Source organism: Roseomonas sp. 18066, from assembly GCF_902706185.1.
GTDB lineage: Bacteria > Pseudomonadota > Alphaproteobacteria > Acetobacterales > Acetobacteraceae > Pseudoroseomonas.
This window is the reverse complement of record NZ_CACSJM010000021.1, coordinates 1-16,662: the sequence shown is the minus strand read 5'-3', so window position 1 is coordinate 16,662 and position 16,662 is coordinate 1. Positions and strand designations below refer to the sequence as shown.

The window sequence follows — 16,662 nt, the reverse complement described above, 5'->3', positions numbered from 1 at the left end:
ATGCGGGCCGCAACGACATCCTGAGCCGCAGCTTTGCCGTTTGGATGAGACCATGCTATGGAAGTTGTCTCATTGGCTTCCCACCGGCTTAGCACTGCCCGAGCCGAGTTCGTCGAAGCCGAAGAAGCTGACAACTCCTTAGACTCTTGCATGAGCCAGCAAATCGCGCGGGCAGGTTGCTGAACCGTTAACGTTAAGACCTCGCCAGACTTCTGTGGCCGCCCCGAATCAGGCGCTCCGGCTTCGTGCGGGAGAGCCTTCGTCGCTCGTGGACGCGGCCGTTGGCCGCGGGATCGAGGATGTGGCGTTGCAGCTGTGCTAATTGGAAAGGATTCAATCTGAAGTCTGGCTGATTAGCCTGCCGCTACGGCCACCTGGAGCATCTCCAGCCTGCTCAGCGTGTCATCGGGAACGCGCAACTTCATCGCGACATCCGCGACTTCCGAAAACGCTCCACCACTTGCAACGAAGCGCCTAGTCGCCGCGGCCGCCGGTGCCATGCCACCCAGGCGTCTGGCGTACCTGACCAAGTCGACCACGGTGCGGGCCGGGCCAGTGTGCCTGACGGAGGCGCCGCCAATGCGCCGCTCCTCTACGCCTTCCTCGAAAGCGCCATCGTAGCTCCACCGCACCAGGTGCCCGACCTGTCCGCAGGCTGTACTGCCATGGGCGTTCAACGGCAGCGCGATCCATGGTTGCTCGGGTGCCCGGTCGGCGAGGCCGGTCAGGTGGGCGGCGGAGAGGAGGCAGGCGACCGCCTGCGGCATGCGGTTGCATCCGGCCACCAAGCTGGCAAGCCCCGGGTCCACACCGGCATCGGCCCGGTAATAGAAGCCCTTGCTGACCTGCGAAATTTGCCCAGCCTTGAGGGCATTGGCGATCGCCTGCGGCCGAATGCCAAGGGACCGCAGCGCCGACGAACGCCATACGGAGCCGTCGGCCAGCAGGTCCTGTAGCTGCTGCAACTGGGTCACGTGGATCTCGTCATTCCTCGCGGGCTTGGCCACCTGCAGATGACGGCCCGGACCCATAGGCTACGAGGTCCCGAGGGCATCGGCAACAGCGGGCTGTCACCACTGGCGGGGCGGTCCGCAAAGGGAGACCCAACAAGGATTTGTGGGCGCAACCCGAGATGCGCGATTCCTTGCGCTGGCTCCCTGGCTGGAACGGAACGGCGAGACTGGCCTCGCGCGCGGCTGGGCTCCGCATGCGCGGTTAACGCGCCCGTCTGATTGGAGCCATTTTGCGTGAACGAGGCAAGGCACCTGAGAAGCGCACCGGCGGCCTGGATGCACGTCGGCGCGCATTTGCCGCTTTAGGTCGGGTAAACCCAGTTTCCCAGGGCACCATCGATGCCCTGCAGGGCGCGATGCAGCCAGTAGGCCCGGTCTCCGCCGGGAGGCAGGATGTGCGAGCCCATCGTGTCCCGATAGGCACGCACGTGCTCCCTCAAGTTGTTTTGGCTGATGGTCTGCAGGGCATCCAGGGCCGCCTTGGCTTCGGTGGCGGTCGCGGCTCCGTCCATGTGGCGCCTCAGCGTCTCGAGATGCAGGCGGGCATGGGCTTCGTCCATGGTGTCGTCCTTTCAGGTGGCGACAGTGGCGCTTCGGCGCCGCGTGCTTTGCTCTGCCTGCCGTCCCGTGCCTGCCACCGCGACACCTGCATGGCTTGGCGGAGCGACGGCGCGCATCGGCCCGAGCAAGGAACGTGGCTGAGGAACGCCTCACCTTGCGCGTACCCCGAGTGATCCAGGAGCCGATAGTGGCCGACGGCGCGCCTGCGCCGGGCCATCTCGGCGGCCCAAGCGTCCAGGCCTTCGTCACCGGCCGCGGCTGCCCTGCGACAGCAACACTTCTGGTAGTCGAGCCGTACGCCGAGCTCTGCTGTATGACGGGCGGGCGAGATGTCGATGGACATGAAGGCGAGCAAGGGCTGGCCGCCGCGACAATGTCGCGAAACCATCCGCGTCGAACACGGAAAACAGACCCGCCCGGCGCGCCCAGGCGGCAACGGCTACCTGGGCGACCTCGCGCTCGAACATGTACCGCCAGCCTTGGTCAGCATGGTGATACACGTAGCAGTAGTCACAATCCAAGTTGCAGCGTTAAGGCAACCTTGAGGAGGAACGACGTCCAGGCGCGGGAGAGACAGGGCGATGCCCGGTCAGGACCGGCTGTGGCTGTGGCTGTGGTGCGTGCGGTCGTTGCTGGTGATCGCCTCGTCGGTCTTGGCGCTGGCTTTAAGTCGGGCCTGCAGCCGTAGAACCGCGCGGTTTGTAGGTGCAGAGGCCAGGACCTCCCCCTTGGGCGTGGCGTCGGTCACGTTCGCATCGGGAGTCGAAGTCGGGGCCAAAGGCACGGGCTTACCCTTCCAGTAGCGGCTCAGGGCGTGGTCATAACGAAGCCGCGCCTGCGTCGATTCGCGATTGAATCATACATCCTGTCCATTCCGTATCCATCGCAACGTTCGTGCGGACGCCATATTGGGCAGGCTGATTCGGCGTCAAAGCGGCCCTTGGCACGTCGGGGGATGCGAAGTAGTGCCCGGAGTGCTTCCGGCACATTCCGCAATGACAGAAGTTCGGATGTGGCAGGCTGCTATCCACGGTGAAGGTCACCGAACCACAGAGACATGAACCGCTGTGCACCTGCTTGCTCCGCTCCTGCGCGCCCGAAGGATGGGAGGTCGGGTCGAGGAGCATGGCATCGGGGGCGCATTGCCCGCAACGTTGGCCGAGATGGGTCGGAGGCGGCCCCTGTTAGCCGTCCGACTGCCCTGGATACGCGTCCAGCATCGCGACTTCCCACAAACCGCCCCGACCTCCGTCTGCGGTGCCGGTGCGAGCGACCTTGCCCTTAGAGGCCCACTGGTTCATCGCCGCGGAAACGCGGTCGATGAGGCCGGGAAGGCGCGGGTCGTCGAGTTCCAGGCCCTTCTCACGCAGCGTCTGTTCTGCGACCTCGGCTGTGGTCGACGGCCGCCCGCGCCCTTCGGCGGCGACCGCCATGGAAGGGCTAACCAGCGCCAGAACCCGGTCGAGGGCTTTCAGGTCGGCGTGGGCGGCCTTCATCTCGTCCGCAGGGCTTCCAGCGGGCGTGCGCCGCTGGGCGGCAGGTTCTCAGGTCATCGGCCGTGTCGTTGACGAAGGGGGCCCTTGCTGCCCCTTCAGGATCTCCTATGCCTCAGCCCTCGTCTTGGGGACACTGACCCATAATGGGGCAAATTCATCCTGTCATATTGCGGCGAGAAAAGATTTCTGCGATTTCTCGCAACCAAAACGCATCTGCAAGGTTGAGCTTGGCATAAATCTGCTCCGCTGCAGGTACTGCAGTTGGGCGCATGCTAACCTTCTTGAGCAACCGTCATGCCATCCAAACTTTGCAGCTCTGAACCGCCTTCCTCGCCACAGGAGGTCCTGGCATCTATACAGAAATGGGACGCTGCCGTGCAGAGGGCCATGAGAGAATATGCAGCAGCTAAGATAGCTTTGAACGTTCGAAAAGCTCCTGCCGCCAGTACGCGCTTCGAAAAGAAGGCGGAAGAGCTGCATCAAGCTTTGGCAAACCGGCACCATTATCAGACGATTGCTGATCAGATGAAAAGTCGGCCGCTTTCTTCTCGTGGCTAGACTTCTTATGATCTCGGCGCGCCAGAAATACCCATGCTTATCGGGTTATCGCCTCCATTAATCGAACATGCCCTGTTGCTCTGCACGAAACCCATGAGCCGCCTTCACGGCTGCAATGGATTTTTCCGACGCAGAAGCTAAGCTCTCGTTGATGCCGCAATTTATCATCTGCATTGACCACACGATCACCGTATACCCAGCTACTCCCTTCGGCGAAGGCCTCTGGGTGGCACGGGCTGTTCTGACGCTGACGAAAGGCGGCGAAACCATCGCCGCCGCCTCTGTTCCACGCTCCAGCCCTGAGGCTGCTAAAACGGAAGCGGTCGCTTGTGTCCGCCACCTGGCTGGCTTACCCCTTGAGTAGCCGCTGTATCCTTTTCCGGCTGCTCGACCCTGTACTGCTCCCGGGCTTTGAAGGCCGCTGCAAGTTTACGGAGCCGAACTCTTGAATGGCGAGGAGGGGCTGAAGGGTCGTTGAGACGGTCTGATAAGCACGCCGCACCCATTTCAACTGCGGTTCGCCCATGACTATGCGGCATGCCATCCGACAAGGGCGGAAGGAACAGATCACAATGCGGGCCAGCAAGGGTTCGAGGGCGAAAAGCTCGGATATGGGGGGCTGACAGTAGATCAGGGGACGGCGCCACGGGATGCAATGGTTGCCCACCGAAGTAGGTCTCGCTCTCTCAACCGGTTCGCTACCGGCGTCGTATCGGCGGGACGATCGTCATCTTTCTCCCTGCCGCGTAGATCTGCCGTAGTACAGTCATCTGCAATAGTATGGACGAGAAAGCCGGGTCCTGAGGCAGACATCCGGTGGCCTGACCTTTGTGACCGGGCTTGGTCAGCAGGGCAGTATTGTTTCGATGACAGAACGTCAGACGGGCGTCCAGAGTCGTTCCTTGACCCACTGGAGGCAATAACCTCGGAGTGCGTGGAGCTACCGACGTCTTTCCGCCTGGTGGAGACTGGCTCCTCCCGGGCCCCTAGATCGTCGTGCTTGACCTACCGGCCGCCCGTGAGCGGGTCGCGCACGCCAGTGGGATGGTAGTGGCCGACAATCCTATCCGGCGGCAGTGCCTGTGGTATGGAGAAGCCAAACCCGCGATGTGGATCGGGGACGCAGTCGTCGCCCTCCAGCAACTCCTCGAACAGGAACTCCAGCACCGTTCCTGCGGCCTCCAGCATATCCATTCGGAGGGCGGTGATGGGGACGTCGCACAGGAAGACGGTTGGCGTGCCGCGTCCCTTGAGGGCCTGCCTATAGTCGCGGCGAACTGCTCCACGCAGATGAGCGGCGATCCCTGTAAGGTACTCGCTTCCATAGAGGAGATAATGGCCACCATCGGCGACGAGCGAACGCTCGTTCACCTCGAAGAAGACGCGTCCGGCACGGAGGCCATGGCCTGTCGCCTTGATGGCCTCCTCAACGTCGTCAGCCGTCAGTTCCGGATAGGAGCCATCGAGGAAGATGGCTCGGGCAGCCTCGCGGGCCCGCTCCGGTACCAACGGCTGAATGCCCCGCCCGTAGTAGAGCCCTAAATCCCTTGCATTGGTCGCGTGGCAGCAGCGCAGGAAGTCATACCGTTTGGCCAGTCGCACCGCCATGAGGCGCTTGCTGTCCAAAATGCGCCCAGTCGCCCGGTCGATGATGCTGTCGAGCCAACTCAGGTCGTCGGATACGACGTACTCCGGCGGGGAGCGCCGGAACTCTTCCCTGACCCGTTCGTCCAAGAAGTCGGCGGCGATCTCCCAGGCGGTGGCACGCCAGGATCGGAAGTCATGGAAATCCCAGACGCGCTCTCCCACGGACGGTCGCTGACCACGCTGCTTGATGGAAGGAAGCAGGCGATCGGTCCAGGTGCGGGAGAGGGCAGTCTCGTCGACCGGGAGCGGCCCGACGACACCGGATGCAGCGGCAGCAGCCGAAGGTCGGGTGGTTTCATCAGCATTGAGGGGGTTCGGCTGCCCACGAGTGGTCACTTGGGATGCTCCGTCGCTGGTGCGCTCGCCTGAGTGACGATTGGCAATAGAACCTTACAGGAGATCGCGCTGCTGGGCAGCGGGATCGGACAGGTAGGCGGCAAGGCGGAGCCGTGTGCGTGACCTTAGTGAAACCCGAACCGGGAAGGCTCAACAGCCTGCAGTTCCTCCAGTGGCTCCCCGGCCCAGCCCGGATCGCGAATTTCCAGGGCCGACGCGAGCTTGCGCAGGCGGGACATCTGCTTGGCATTCGCGAAGGCTATGAGGCCGTCGGCCGTCAGCTCGAAGGAAGAGGCGGCCATCTCAATGTTGCCGCGGCGGATGAACTTCTCGATCTGCAGGATGCCTTCCTCGGCGATCCGCCAGCGCCGCTCGTCTTCCATGTGGGCGTCTCCTCAAGGGCGTTGTCAGGATGCATGGATCGCAAGCAAGCAAGATCCGGGATTGAGCGGCGCGCTCCTCATCCGGTCGGAGTTACTGGCAAATATTTTGGGCGGAAGAATGTTTTGACCACCGCCTTCACGTTCCGGTCCTGTTTCGGTCGCGGGGTTGCTTCGCCCCTGCAGTAGGGCCGTTGGAACAGGAGGCACCATGCTCATCATCGGTGAACCGGGAACTTTCTGCCGCAAGGCAGGGGCGGATGGCGGTAAATACAGTGCACCGGCGCCGGAGCTGCAGTGACCCATGTCAAGATTCGACGGAAGCACCACAAAGCCAGCTGCCAGCACCACCTCGCCGAAGGGGGAGCAGGAGGGCGCCGCACCGTTGACGGATGACGAGGTCCGGGAGCGCCTAATGGACCGGCTGGCAGGTGAGTTCGAGGAAGCCCTCGACTCGCTGCCGGACGATATGGGCACGTCGCCAGGTGAGGCATGGGGCGCCATGCTGCGGGCGGCCGATGGCAGTCCGCTCGGCCAGCCGGAGCCCGCCGATCCGGCCCAAATTACTGCCAACGCCATGGTGCTGCGACTGCTGGAGGCTGACCCCGCACTCAAGGACCGCGCACTCGAGCCCGGAGCCGTGATCGTTGTCGAGGTGCCGGACGCCGAGTGGGTCGAACCCGTCGCCGACGCCTGGCGGGAGCTCATCCACGCTGCGAAGGGAATCCTTCGGGACGGCGACGCCCCGGAGGAGCGGCCCGTTCCCGGGAAGGAGAGTGCGAGCTCCCCCTGGGTGGCCGTCCGCCGAGACGGACGTTCCCGCGACCACCGCCCCGACGAAGGGAACCGTGCAGTTCGCGCGGTGGTCTCGAGTGGTCGGCCGGTCTACGGATTCAGCCCGTCGCCCGCACGCTTCCTGCCCTCCGACCTTATGCGTGCCGCGACCGACCGGGTAACCATTGGCCTACCGGATGCCTCGGTGCTCACCGAGACGGCAACGATCCTGACCGGCGCCCCGCCGGTCACGGCGTCCATCGCTGCAGAGGTGGCGGCTCGGGTGACCGTCGCCGACCTGTGGCTCGCCCGGCGACCGGGCCAGGATGCGGACGCCTACCTCAATCGGCTCGCGCAGCTAGCCTCGGGGCAGACCAACGATCAGGCACTGAAGCTGGATGGCTTGCACGGGATGGATGAGGCCATCCGCTGGGGCTTGGATGTCGCGCGCGACCTTGCGGACTACGCCGGGGGTAAGTTGCCCTGGCGCGAGGTGGACCGAGGGGCAGTGCTATTCGGCCCCACCGGCACCGGCAAGACCACCTTCGCCAAGGCGCTAGCTGCCCAATGTGGTGTGCCCCTCGTGACCGGCTCGCTCGCGCGATGGCAGGGAGCGCGGGAGGGCCACCTCGGCACCACCCTCGGAGCCATGCAGAGGACCTTCGACGACGCGCGCAGGTCGGCGCCGTGCATCCTGCTCGTAGACGAGGTCGACGCCTTCTGCGACCGCGCGACGTTTGGCCGCCGCGAGCGCGACTACGCCGTCCAAGTCGTCAACGCGTTCCTGGAGGAGCTGGACGGCGCTGCAGGGCGCGAGGGGGTCGTTGTCGTCGGCTGCTGCAACGACGCCAGCCGCCTCGACCCGGCTATCCTGCGACCGGGTCGCCTGGAGCGCCTGATCCAGGTGCCGCTGCCGGACCAGGCGGCCCTCGCCGCCATCCTCCGCCACCACCTGGGCGAGGAACTGCCGGACGCCGACCTGCCTCGCCTCGCGCTCCTCGGCCTCGGCTCGACCGGCGCCGACGCCGAGCAGTGGGTCCGCGGCATGCGGCGGCGGGCGCGGCATGACCGGCGAGGAGCCACGTTTGCAGATTTGGAGGCGGAAGTGAGGGGGAGGGTGCCGAGCCCGCCGCTGGCCTCCTTGAGGAGAACAGCCATCCACGAGGCCGGGCATGCCGGTCTGGTGGCGCTGGAACGCCCGGGCGCTGTGATCGCGGCGACGATCGTCCCCTCGAGGGGACTGGCGGGCCGTGTGCACTGGAAGGGCTCGGGCGCCGGGCAGCCCGCTTTCACTCCAGCGACCCTGCTCGCGACACTGCGGGAGGCCCTGGCCGGGCGCGCCGCCGAGGAGGAACTGCTCGGCGAGGCATCAGCCACGAGCGGGGGCGGCGTCGAAAGCGATCTCGCCAGGGCCACGTGGCTGGCAACGGTGGCCGTGACCGCCCTCGGCCTCACCCAGGGGCAGGGCGCCCTGGTGTGGCGGGGCATGCCGGATACCGCCAATGTCCCCGCGCTACTTGCGGAGCAGCCGGATGTGGCGCGCGGCGTTGCCGGGATGCTGGACGCGGCCTACGCCGAGGCGCGTGCGGTGGTGCGGCGGCATGCGGGGGTGATCCGGCGCCTGGCAGACCTGCTGGTGGACAGGGAGATTGTGTCGGGGGCCCAGGTTGAGGCGTTGATGGCGGGGAAGGGGGTTGGCAGAGGCAAAGGATTTGGAGGAGGCATCCCGTTACGTTTCGGAGCTAAGATCAAGGGCTATCGGACGGGCAAGTGGTCTTGGGGGAAGAGCCGGGTGATCGCTGGACGTGTGAGCTGAAGTCTAAATCATTGATCAAAAAGACTTATTTGGGCGCGCAGCCTAACCATGAAGTGCGTCCGACGAAGACCTCGCTTGAAATCTGTCAGAAACTCGCCCATAAATCCTGACGAAGAGGTGCGACATGTCCGTAATGGAGTCTATTCTCACCGAGGCCGGAAGCCTGCCAGAGGGCTCTGTCCTCAATGCCAGGACGCTTTCCCATCTGGGGGAGCGGGGAGCGCTTGATCAAGCTTTCTCGCGTTTGGCGCGAGAAGGTCGGCTGATCCGTGCTGCGCGTGGTTTGTACGTCCACCCGGTGCAGGGGCGCTTTGGTGTTCGGCCACCGTCGCCTGCCAAGGTGGCGGAGCGCCTTGCCGAGGCTACCGGTGAGCCAGTTCTTCCTGCCGGGGCTGCGGAGGCAAACCGTCTCGGGCTGACCACCCAGGTTCCTGTTCGGGAAGTGTTCGTGACCACCGGGGCTGCTCGCAAGCTCAAGCTGGGGGCCCGGACCCTTGAGATCCAGCACGCCCCGAAATGGCAGACGGTCTTGCCGGGTACGGAAGCTGGCGCTGCTGTACGGGCCCTGGCGTGGCTTGGGAAACGGGAAGTTGGGAGGGCCGCCGCGCGGCTGCATGCGAGTTTGCCGCAGTCGGAGTGGAAAGCATTGATTGGCATTCGGTCCTACCTTCCTGCCTGGATGGCGGCGTCGATCGGCGTAGAGATGAGAGGCCAGAGGGTTGCCTGAGAACTTCCTGGAATTGACTGCGGCGGATCGGGCGGAGGCACTTGAGGCGGCCTCCGCCCAATCAGGCCGCCCCAGCTACCTCCTGGAAAAGGATGTCTGGGTTGTCTGGGCACTTGGGGTGATCACCGCGCGCTTCGGTGAGCGCTTGGTTTTCAAAGGCGGCACCTCCCTGTCCAAGGCGTACGGCGCCATCGATCGGTTCTCCGAAGACATCGACCTGACTTATGACATCAGGCATCTCCTGCAGGGTGAGGACGGACTGGAACCAGGGATAGGGGACGGCTTGCCGCCTTCCGGGGCCAGGGCGCGAAAGTGGACAGAAAAGGTTCGGCAGAAGCTTCCCGAATGGATCGAGGGAGAGGTTAAGCCGCTTTTCGAAGATGCGATCAGCGGGGCCGGGCTTGAGATGACCCTGCGCCAGGCAACGACGGAGACGCTGCACATCGACTATAGGCCCACGGCAAACGGCGGCACGAATTATGTCAAGCCCGCCGTCATGCTAGAGTTCGGCGCCCGGTCCACCGGGGAGCCCGCTGAACAGATCACCATCACATGCGATGCGGCGCCCCATCTTTTGGAAGTCTCGTTCCCTACCGCATCGCCCCGTGTGATGGCTCTCGAACGCACCTTTTGGGAAAAGGCGACCGCTGCGCATGTCTATTGCGTGCAGGCCGATCTAAGAGGGGAACGGTTCGCTCGGCACTGGCACGATCTGGCAGCTCTGGCTCGACATTCCCGGTACCGCAACGCGGTCGACGACCGGGGCCTCGCCGAAGCCGTCGCCCGGCATAAAGCTGTGTTCTTCAAAGCCAAGGATCCGAGCAGTGGGGACCCGATAGATTATTGCCACGCGGTGCGGGGAAATATCCGCATCGTACCGCAAGGTGATGCTGCTAAAGTTCTGGAAGAGGACTACGTCGCCATGCGCGACGCTGGCTTGCTACACGGGACAGCGGTTTCCTTCGCCGACTTGATGGCGTCTTGTCAGGCCATCGAGCAGGCCATCAACGCTCCCGTTCAACCTTAACGTCGATCGTACGCTTAACGCTTTTGCCTGCTAGCCGATGAGGCGGGCTCATGTCTGGCGCGCTCCCGCGCGGTTCATCCTCGATGACCGGGGCGATGGCAAATCGGAGATAAGAAGACGTGGCCAACGCCGTCGTGCCCAGACATCAAGGCGACCAATTCCAAGCGCGGATCTTCTGGGTGCATGCTTCATCGCTCCTGAACCCAGACCATCATAACGTCATCGAGGTTTCCTACGAGGCAGATGGTCCCAAGGGCTTTGACGACGTCGTTGTCTGCTACGATCCCCCGCATCGCGGAGCTACAAACGGGCGCGTGACGGTCCACCACTACCAAGTGAAGTACCATGTGGTGGCTTCGGGTCGCTTTGGCTTCCGCGATCTCGTACTGCCTGCATTCACCGGTGGCACGGAGGTATCGATCCTTCAAAGGCTTCGCGAGGCCAAGGCGAAGTCGGCCGCAGGTTCCGCCTTCACGCTCATAACGACGGACCGCATCTCCGATGGCGACCCGTTGGGCGACCTGCGGTCCAACGCGGACAACTCGCTCCGCCTTGACAAGCTGTTTGTCAAAGGTGGCGATCGGAGCCGCATGGGGGAGGTCCGCAAGCTTTGGCGGGAACATCTCGGCATCACCGACGGCGAACTGCGCGACCTGCTGCAGGGCTTCCACCTCCACGAGGAGCACAAGACGCTCGAGCAGATGCGCGACTAGGTCAACGACCGCTTCCGGGTCGTGGGGCTGGCCGCCTGCCGGGACAACATCGAATTCAAGTATGACGGAGCTGCGATAGCCCTGAAGCTCCGGCAGATCAACCGTTTGGACCGAGACGGGTTCAGAGAGCTGGTCATCGCGGAGAAGTGGCTCCGCGAGGAAGGCGCGGAGCGATTCCTGTCCGTCGCCATACGCTCCTTCAGCGACGGCGTGGCCGCCGACCTGGATGCCTCTTCCGACAATCGGCTCTCATTGTTGGGACACTTCCGCGGCCGGTACCTGGATGACGGCGCGACCTGGGACGGAACGATCCGATCACCGGTGGTGGGCCTCCTGGAACGGGCCAAGTCGGATGGCCGCCGGATTCGCCTCACCCTGAACGCGCACTCGTCAATCGCATTCCTGGCGGGGACGGTTCTTGGCCTCAAGTCGGGTGCCGATGTCGAGTTGCTCCAACGAGGGCGTGCGCCGACCTCGGTCTGGCGGGCCGATGACGGCAAGATCGGGCCACCGGCCAGCACGGCGATGGAGGCGGTCGGACAGGGAAGGGACCTCGCCCTGGCCGTCAGCCTGTCGCGCCACGCCCTAGACGATGTGCGTGACTATGTCGGCCAGCACCTTCCGGACGTCGGGCGCATCCTACACCTTGTCGCCGCCAACGGGCCGAACCAAAGCGCCGTCGCCGGTGGGGCCCATGCTGTTGTGATCGCGGACCAGGTGGCTGAAGCCGTCAGGGCAGCCCGGCTTCCTTTCGGATCTGTCGTGCATCTCTTCGTGACGGCGCCGAACGCATTCTCCTTTTTCCTTGGGCAGCACCGCCCCGCCATGGGGCCGACTGTCGTCTATGAGTATGATTTCGAGCGGCGCGTCCACGGCACCTACATGCCCACCTTCAGGATCGACTGACGCCATGGAGCTAAAGGCCCAGTTCAACGAGTTCCTTGCCGCTATCCGTCCGACGGAGAAGCAGAAGGAGGATTGGCGGACCGGGGCGGTCACGCTGCGCAGCCGCCTTGCCAGCGATCCGGAACTGGGGTCCCTTGTCGTTGCGACGTTCCTGCAAGGCAGCATTCGCCGGGCCACAGCAGTTCGACCAAGTGGGGACAGGCGTCCCGATGCCGATGTCGTGGTCGTGACCAAGCTCGACCACACGAGGACAACGCCGCAGAAGGCGCTGGACAAGTTCGTGCCGTTCCTCGACAGGCACTATCCCGGGAAGTGGCGCCCGCAGGGCCGCTCGTTCGGGATCGAGCTTTCCTATGTCGATCTCGATCTCGTCGTGACGGCGCTTCCGCCCGACGATGCGGGCAGCGACTTCATGGCTCGCCTCTACAGGTCCGAGGCGGTGTCGACTCCGCTGACCTTAGAGGAGGCAGAGGACTGGCGGCTCAACGAGAAGTGGCACCCGGCGCGGTTGGGGGTGCTTGCTAACTCCCTCGGTGAATTTGAGCTGGCTGACGAACCGCCCCAGAAATGGCAGCCCCATCCCCTCCTGCTCCCGGATCGCGACGTCAACATGTGGGGGCGTACGCACCCCATCGCCCAGATCCGGTGGACTGCGGCGAAGAACCGTAGGTGCAACGGGCACTACGTGAACCTGGTTCGCGCAGTGAAATGGTGGCGCCACAACTGCAAGGACAGGTTGCCCAAGTATCCCAAGGGCTACCCGCTCGAGCACATGGTGGGCACCATCTTGCCGGACGGGGCATCCTCCGTGGCCCATGGGTTCGTTCAGGTCATGGAGGGCATTCGCGACACCTGGGCGGGGCATGCGCAGCTGCGCATCGTGCCCACCTTGCCTGACCACGGCGTGCCGGAGCACGATGTGCTCAAGAGGCTAGACGTGGAACACTTCGTGGCGTTCCATGGAGCGGTCTCCGAAGCTGCATCGGCAGCCCGCAAGGCTTTGGAGAATGAGGATGCCCAGGAGAGCGCCGAACTCTGGCGCGGCCTACTGGGGTCACGCTTTCCGCTTCCAGGCCCGCAGGGTGGCGACCGTCCAAGGTCTGGGTTCACGCCTCCAATCAAGCCAGCGGCGCCAGCCGTGGGGCGATTCGCCTGACCGTCCACGTCGCGGGTGTTCCAAGGGTTCTCCTCAAGGCCGCGGAGATGCTCGCGCAGATCCCACGCATCGACGTGCTGGGGGGATGGGACGTTGCCGAAGACGGTAGCTGGCAGTTGCCGATCCGCGCGCAGCTGTCGGTGTCCGAGACCGAACACATGCCACGTGCCTCGACATGGTGGTTCGTGCTCGGGCCGGAGCAGCCCAAGGACGGCGTGCGCGTGTTCCCCGATGCAGAGGATGGGATCAGGGTGACATTCCGTCACCAGACCCTCAACTCGGAACCAGGGCTTGGTGTGCGCTGGCGTCCAGGCAACGTGTGCCTTGCACGGCCTCTCGGTGGTTTGGCGCGGCAAGTCTGGACCGATGAGCCTGCCGACGTGGTGCCGCGGGTCATCTGGAATGCGGAGCGCCTGCTGCAATGGGTCGACGCGGCAGCGTCGGATGAACTCTGCACCCCTGGTGAGCCCAACGAACTGCCATCCTACGCAGGCCAGCAGTCCCTGCACACGATTGGTTTCGCCGAGATGCCGGGCGACCTCCACTGGTGGGACCATCAGGACAAGGTCTGGGGCTTCGTCGCTCTAGCCGCCATTCCGGGAGCCGAGGGGACCTGGGTCGTAAATGCCTTCCTGGATGAAGCGGGGCGATTGCTGCGCAGGGCCACCTGGACTGCCATGGTGCCTGCAGGGAAGCGCGACGTCGAAGGCATATGGGTCCGGCTTCCGTCCATACCGGTCATTCCTCCTTGGCGTATCCCAGCAACCTGGGATGAACTGAGGCGGACCCTAGCTAGCCTAGGGATGGATCTCGAGGAGCTTCTCGCGGCGGCAGGGGCGAGATCTCGGGCGCGCCCCCAACCTCGGGATCCCCGCATCCTTTTCCTGGGCTTCCCATTTGCTGAGCGCATCGGCGAGAAGCCGGAGCGCATGCACTGGCTGGTCACGGGGCCGCTGAAGTTCGCGCGCCGGGACGAAGGTCGCAACGGGTTCCGCCCGATCGAGAGGTCCCGCCGCGTTTGGGACCGGCAGTTTGCACGGCAACGAAAGGAACTCACTTGGCTCAGGACGGCGAACTGGGCACCTGACCAGATCCGGCGCCGTGGGGCAGCCGAAGACAGGGTGAGGTGTGCCAGGGTCCTGGTTCTGGGCGGCGGCTCGCTGGGCGGGGCACTTGCGGAGGTCTTGGTTCGCCAAGGGGTGACGGACCTGGCCATCATGGACCCCGATCAACTGGAGGCCGGAAATCTCAGCCGTCATGTCCTGACTCTCCGCGACCTCGGCCGGAACAAGGCACTGGCCCTGGCGAACCGGCTCAATGAATGTGCCCCGGATGCGAGGGTGGAAGCGCTGCCAACAAGCTTTCCGCCGGTCCCCGGCAGCGCAGCCGACTTGGCGTTCCGTGAGTATGACGTGATTATAGACTGCACAGCTTCGGATACTGTTCTCGATGCCATGGCTGAGGCCGACTGGCGCTCCGAAAAGCTTTTCGTAAGCCTCTCGATGACCTGGCGGGCGGAGGGGCTCCTCGCATTCTCCGCCTCTGAAGCGTCCTTCCTAGCAATCGATGCGAAGCAGAGGTTCGCCTCAATGCCGGTGCCGGATGTCGACACCACCAGCCACCATGTGGAGGCGATTGGGTGCTGGAGCCAGGTGTTTCCTGCCACGCCGGATGACGTCCAGATGTGGGCTGCAATTGGAGCCCGCTTCGTTCGAAGTGCAATCCTCAGCCCTGAGCGCAGGGTCCGTTACTGGCGACGTCACGAGAACGGATCGGTCGAGGTCCGCGATGCATGAAGCTGCGGACGTGCTTTACCAGGATGCGAGTGGGCGATTCAGCGTCTTGGTTACCCAAGCCGCCATCGCTTCCATGGTGTCGGTGAGCGCCGCGGCCGCGCAGCGCGAGACAGGGGGCATCCTCATCGGTCGCCTGACCGGGAACGGCTCGACGGCGGTTGTCATGGAGGCGACATCGAAGCCGGGAGGATCCAGATCCGGCTGGTTCTGGTTCGTGCGCGGCACCCGCGGCCTGACGCAGTTGCTGGAGCAGCGTTGGCGGCAGGGACAGCACTACCTCGGCGAATGGCACTACCATCCAAATGTCTCGCCCGAACCTAGTGCACGCGATCTCCAGACGATGGCAGCGATCGCACGAGATGGCAGGTACCAATGCAGGGAACCGGTCCTCGCCATCATCGGCGGGCATCCGCCGACGCGATGGAGGCTGTCAGTGGTAGTGTCGCCGACAGGGGAGCCGCCGCAGGCCCTCACCGCTATCGCTGCCTAGACCCCGCACGGGCAGTTCCAAGGAAGCAGTGACATGCTTAATCACGACCTGTCTCGACGCCTAGACCGAATGCTGCAGGGGATCCGCCGTGCCGACGATTTGGACCGTATCTTCCTCGCGCTGCGCGACCGGCCCGGCGCCCGTCCAAGTGTCCGCGAGGTCGGTGACTTCATTGCCCACCGCGACCAACGCCAGAAGGGGCCGGTGACACAGAAGGCGCGAGACATCTTCACGAGCTCCCGGTCGTGGCTGCGCGTCAGCATCATGCAGGAGCCCGCAACGCTGGACGACATCCGCAAGGCCGCCGAAGCGAACCTGCGCATCGCCACCGACATGCAGTTGGAGGCGAGCCTCGGTTTCAAGCGCGCGGCGGCACGCACCGCCTTGGCGCAGGCTGTCAGGAGACTGGAAGGGGGCAGGCAACCTACGCCCCGTGAACGCAAGACCTTCGACTATCTCGGCAGCGCGTTCATTTGGAACCCAGCATTCACCGGCGCTGAAGTGCTTAAGGATCTGGAGGACATGCTTGGCGAGCTTGGTCTCATGCGCAAAGTGGATCATGCAAGCTTCCGATCCTGCCGGGATTTCATCATCCTGCATGTGGTGACTGTGATGCATGGCTCATCGATCCTGCTCGAGGGCGGCGACCGGGCCGACATGGCTGCGGGCTTCAGCAACCGGGAGGGGCGCCTCGAGGTTAGGGCTTGGCTCAGCGTCAAGGACTTACCAAAACCGGTTTTCATGCCTGCGTGCCTCTTCTGGACAGATCTCGATGGGGTTGGGCACTGCGGACAAGCCCTGCTTGAAGACCCCCGGCGTTGGCAGGAGCCTCTCGAGATCGACACAGACGGAAAGCTGGCCCCGCTCGGGTGATATCCGCCACATCCAGGGAACCGGCTTTACATGGCTGAAGAGCTCGCCCGTCGGTACGCGGTTGGTTCAAGAGGCGCACTCAACGCCGTGATGCATGCAGGTCTCGCTGCTCCGCCCCCTGGCCGCTGCCTGCACGCGCCGCCGAGGAGGAGCTGCTCGGCGACGCATCGGCTGTGAGCGGGGGCGTCGAAGGCGATCTCGCCAGGGCCACGAGGCTGGCAACGGTGGCCCTGACCGCACTGGGACTCACCCAGGGGCAGGGCACCCTAGGCTCAGGACCTATTAAATCTGATCTTGCGCTCTGATGGAGCTGTGATTCCATGGCAGCCGGAGGTGCTGCCATGGCGGACTTATTCTGGCTGACGGAGGCGCAGGTCGCACGGATCTCGCCTT

General features: G+C 64.3%; 14 protein-coding genes. 9 read left to right on the top strand and 5 right to left on the bottom strand.

Features of this window, described 5'->3' with window-relative positions:
• Positions 1-353 precede the first annotated feature (353 nt).
• The 5 genes from GVN67_RS06610 to GVN67_RS06590 form a co-directional block, all read right to left on the bottom strand.
• Complete coding sequence (locus GVN67_RS06610; protein WP_159994036.1) at positions 354-974, bottom strand: AbiEi antitoxin N-terminal domain-containing protein; 621 nt, start codon at positions 972-974, stop codon at positions 354-356.
• Between the two features lie 341 nt (positions 975-1,315).
• Entirely contained in the window at positions 1,316-1,573 is a 258-nt protein-coding gene (locus GVN67_RS06605) for a hypothetical protein (RefSeq protein WP_159994034.1), read from the bottom strand.
• Between the two features lie 1,185 nt (positions 1,574-2,758).
• Complete coding sequence (locus tag GVN67_RS06600) at positions 2,759-3,070, bottom strand: hypothetical protein (protein ID WP_159994032.1); 312 nt, start codon at positions 3,068-3,070, stop codon at positions 2,759-2,761.
• A 1,563-nt stretch (positions 3,071-4,633) separates the two neighbouring features.
• The gene (locus GVN67_RS06595; RefSeq protein ID WP_159994030.1) at positions 4,634-5,611 is read right to left on the bottom strand and encodes a hypothetical protein; all 978 of its coding nucleotides are present in this window, start codon (positions 5,609-5,611) and stop codon (positions 4,634-4,636) included.
• A gap of 125 nt (positions 5,612-5,736) precedes the next feature.
• Positions 5,737-5,994, bottom strand: a complete 258-nt coding sequence (locus GVN67_RS06590) for a hypothetical protein (protein WP_159994028.1) — start codon at positions 5,992-5,994, stop codon at positions 5,737-5,739.
• Between the two features lie 382 nt (positions 5,995-6,376).
• Here GVN67_RS06590 and GVN67_RS06585 point away from each other — a divergent pair, with 382 nt between their 5' ends.
• The 9 genes from GVN67_RS06585 to GVN67_RS06550 all read left to right on the top strand — a co-directional run bounded on the left by GVN67_RS06585 (position 6,377) and on the right by GVN67_RS06550 (position 16,269).
• Entirely contained in the window at positions 6,377-8,581 is a 2,205-nt protein-coding gene (locus tag GVN67_RS06585) for an AAA family ATPase (RefSeq protein ID WP_159994026.1), read from the top strand.
• Positions 8,582-8,705: 124 nt separating this feature from the next.
• Positions 8,706-9,308 carry a DUF6088 family protein gene (locus GVN67_RS06580; protein WP_159994024.1) on the top strand — a complete coding sequence of 201 codons (603 nt, stop codon included), beginning with the start codon at positions 8,706-8,708 and terminating at the stop codon, positions 9,306-9,308.
• Positions 9,301-10,335, top strand: a complete 1,035-nt coding sequence (locus tag GVN67_RS06575; RefSeq protein WP_159994022.1) for a nucleotidyl transferase AbiEii/AbiGii toxin family protein — start codon at positions 9,301-9,303, stop codon at positions 10,333-10,335. Before GVN67_RS06580 ends, GVN67_RS06575 begins: the two co-directional genes overlap by 8 nt.
• A 119-nt stretch (positions 10,336-10,454) precedes the next feature.
• Positions 10,455-11,048 carry a hypothetical protein gene (locus tag GVN67_RS29650; RefSeq protein ID WP_200845152.1) on the top strand — a complete coding sequence of 198 codons (594 nt, stop codon included), beginning with the start codon at positions 10,455-10,457 and terminating at the stop codon, positions 11,046-11,048.
• 21 nt (positions 11,049-11,069) lie between these two features.
• A complete protein-coding gene (locus tag GVN67_RS29645; protein WP_200845151.1) occupies positions 11,070-11,954 on the top strand; it encodes an SAVED domain-containing protein in 885 nt (294 codons plus the stop codon).
• Between the two features lie 4 nt (positions 11,955-11,958).
• On the top strand, positions 11,959-13,110 hold the full coding sequence (locus GVN67_RS06565; RefSeq protein ID WP_159994020.1) for an SMODS domain-containing nucleotidyltransferase: 1,152 nt from the start codon (positions 11,959-11,961) through the stop codon (positions 13,108-13,110).
• A 47-nt stretch (positions 13,111-13,157) separates the two neighbouring features.
• On the top strand, positions 13,158-14,906 hold the full coding sequence (locus tag GVN67_RS06560) for a ThiF family adenylyltransferase (protein ID WP_159994018.1): 1,749 nt from the start codon (positions 13,158-13,160) through the stop codon (positions 14,904-14,906).
• Entirely contained in the window at positions 14,899-15,396 is a 498-nt protein-coding gene (locus tag GVN67_RS06555) for a Mov34/MPN/PAD-1 family protein (RefSeq protein ID WP_159994016.1), read from the top strand. The genes GVN67_RS06560 and GVN67_RS06555 overlap by 8 nt, the downstream gene beginning before the upstream one ends.
• Positions 15,397-15,429: 33 nt before the next feature.
• Positions 15,430-16,269: a hypothetical protein gene (locus GVN67_RS06550; RefSeq protein ID WP_159994014.1), complete on the top strand. Its 840-nt coding sequence runs from the start codon at positions 15,430-15,432 to the stop codon at positions 16,267-16,269.
• Positions 16,270-16,662 lie beyond the last annotated feature (393 nt).

Coding starts and splice junctions, on each gene's coding strand:
- GVN67_RS06560 (WP_159994018.1), top strand. CDS start 13,158: ATGCTCGCGCAGATCCCACGCATCGACGTGCTGGGGGGATGGGACGTT.
- GVN67_RS06580 (WP_159994024.1), top strand. CDS start 8,706: ATGTCCGTAATGGAGTCTATTCTCACCGAGGCCGGAAGCCTGCCAGAG.
- GVN67_RS06590 (WP_159994028.1), bottom strand. CDS start 5,994: ATGGAAGACGAGCGGCGCTGGCGGATCGCCGAGGAAGGCATCCTGCAG.
- GVN67_RS06600 (WP_159994032.1), bottom strand. CDS start 3,070: ATGAAGGCCGCCCACGCCGACCTGAAAGCCCTCGACCGGGTTCTGGCG.
- GVN67_RS06565 (WP_159994020.1), top strand. CDS start 11,959: ATGGAGCTAAAGGCCCAGTTCAACGAGTTCCTTGCCGCTATCCGTCCG.
- GVN67_RS06605 (WP_159994034.1), bottom strand. CDS start 1,573: ATGGACGAAGCCCATGCCCGCCTGCATCTCGAGACGCTGAGGCGCCAC.
- GVN67_RS06555 (WP_159994016.1), top strand. CDS start 14,899: ATGCATGAAGCTGCGGACGTGCTTTACCAGGATGCGAGTGGGCGATTC.
- GVN67_RS06550 (WP_159994014.1), top strand. CDS start 15,430: ATGCTTAATCACGACCTGTCTCGACGCCTAGACCGAATGCTGCAGGGG.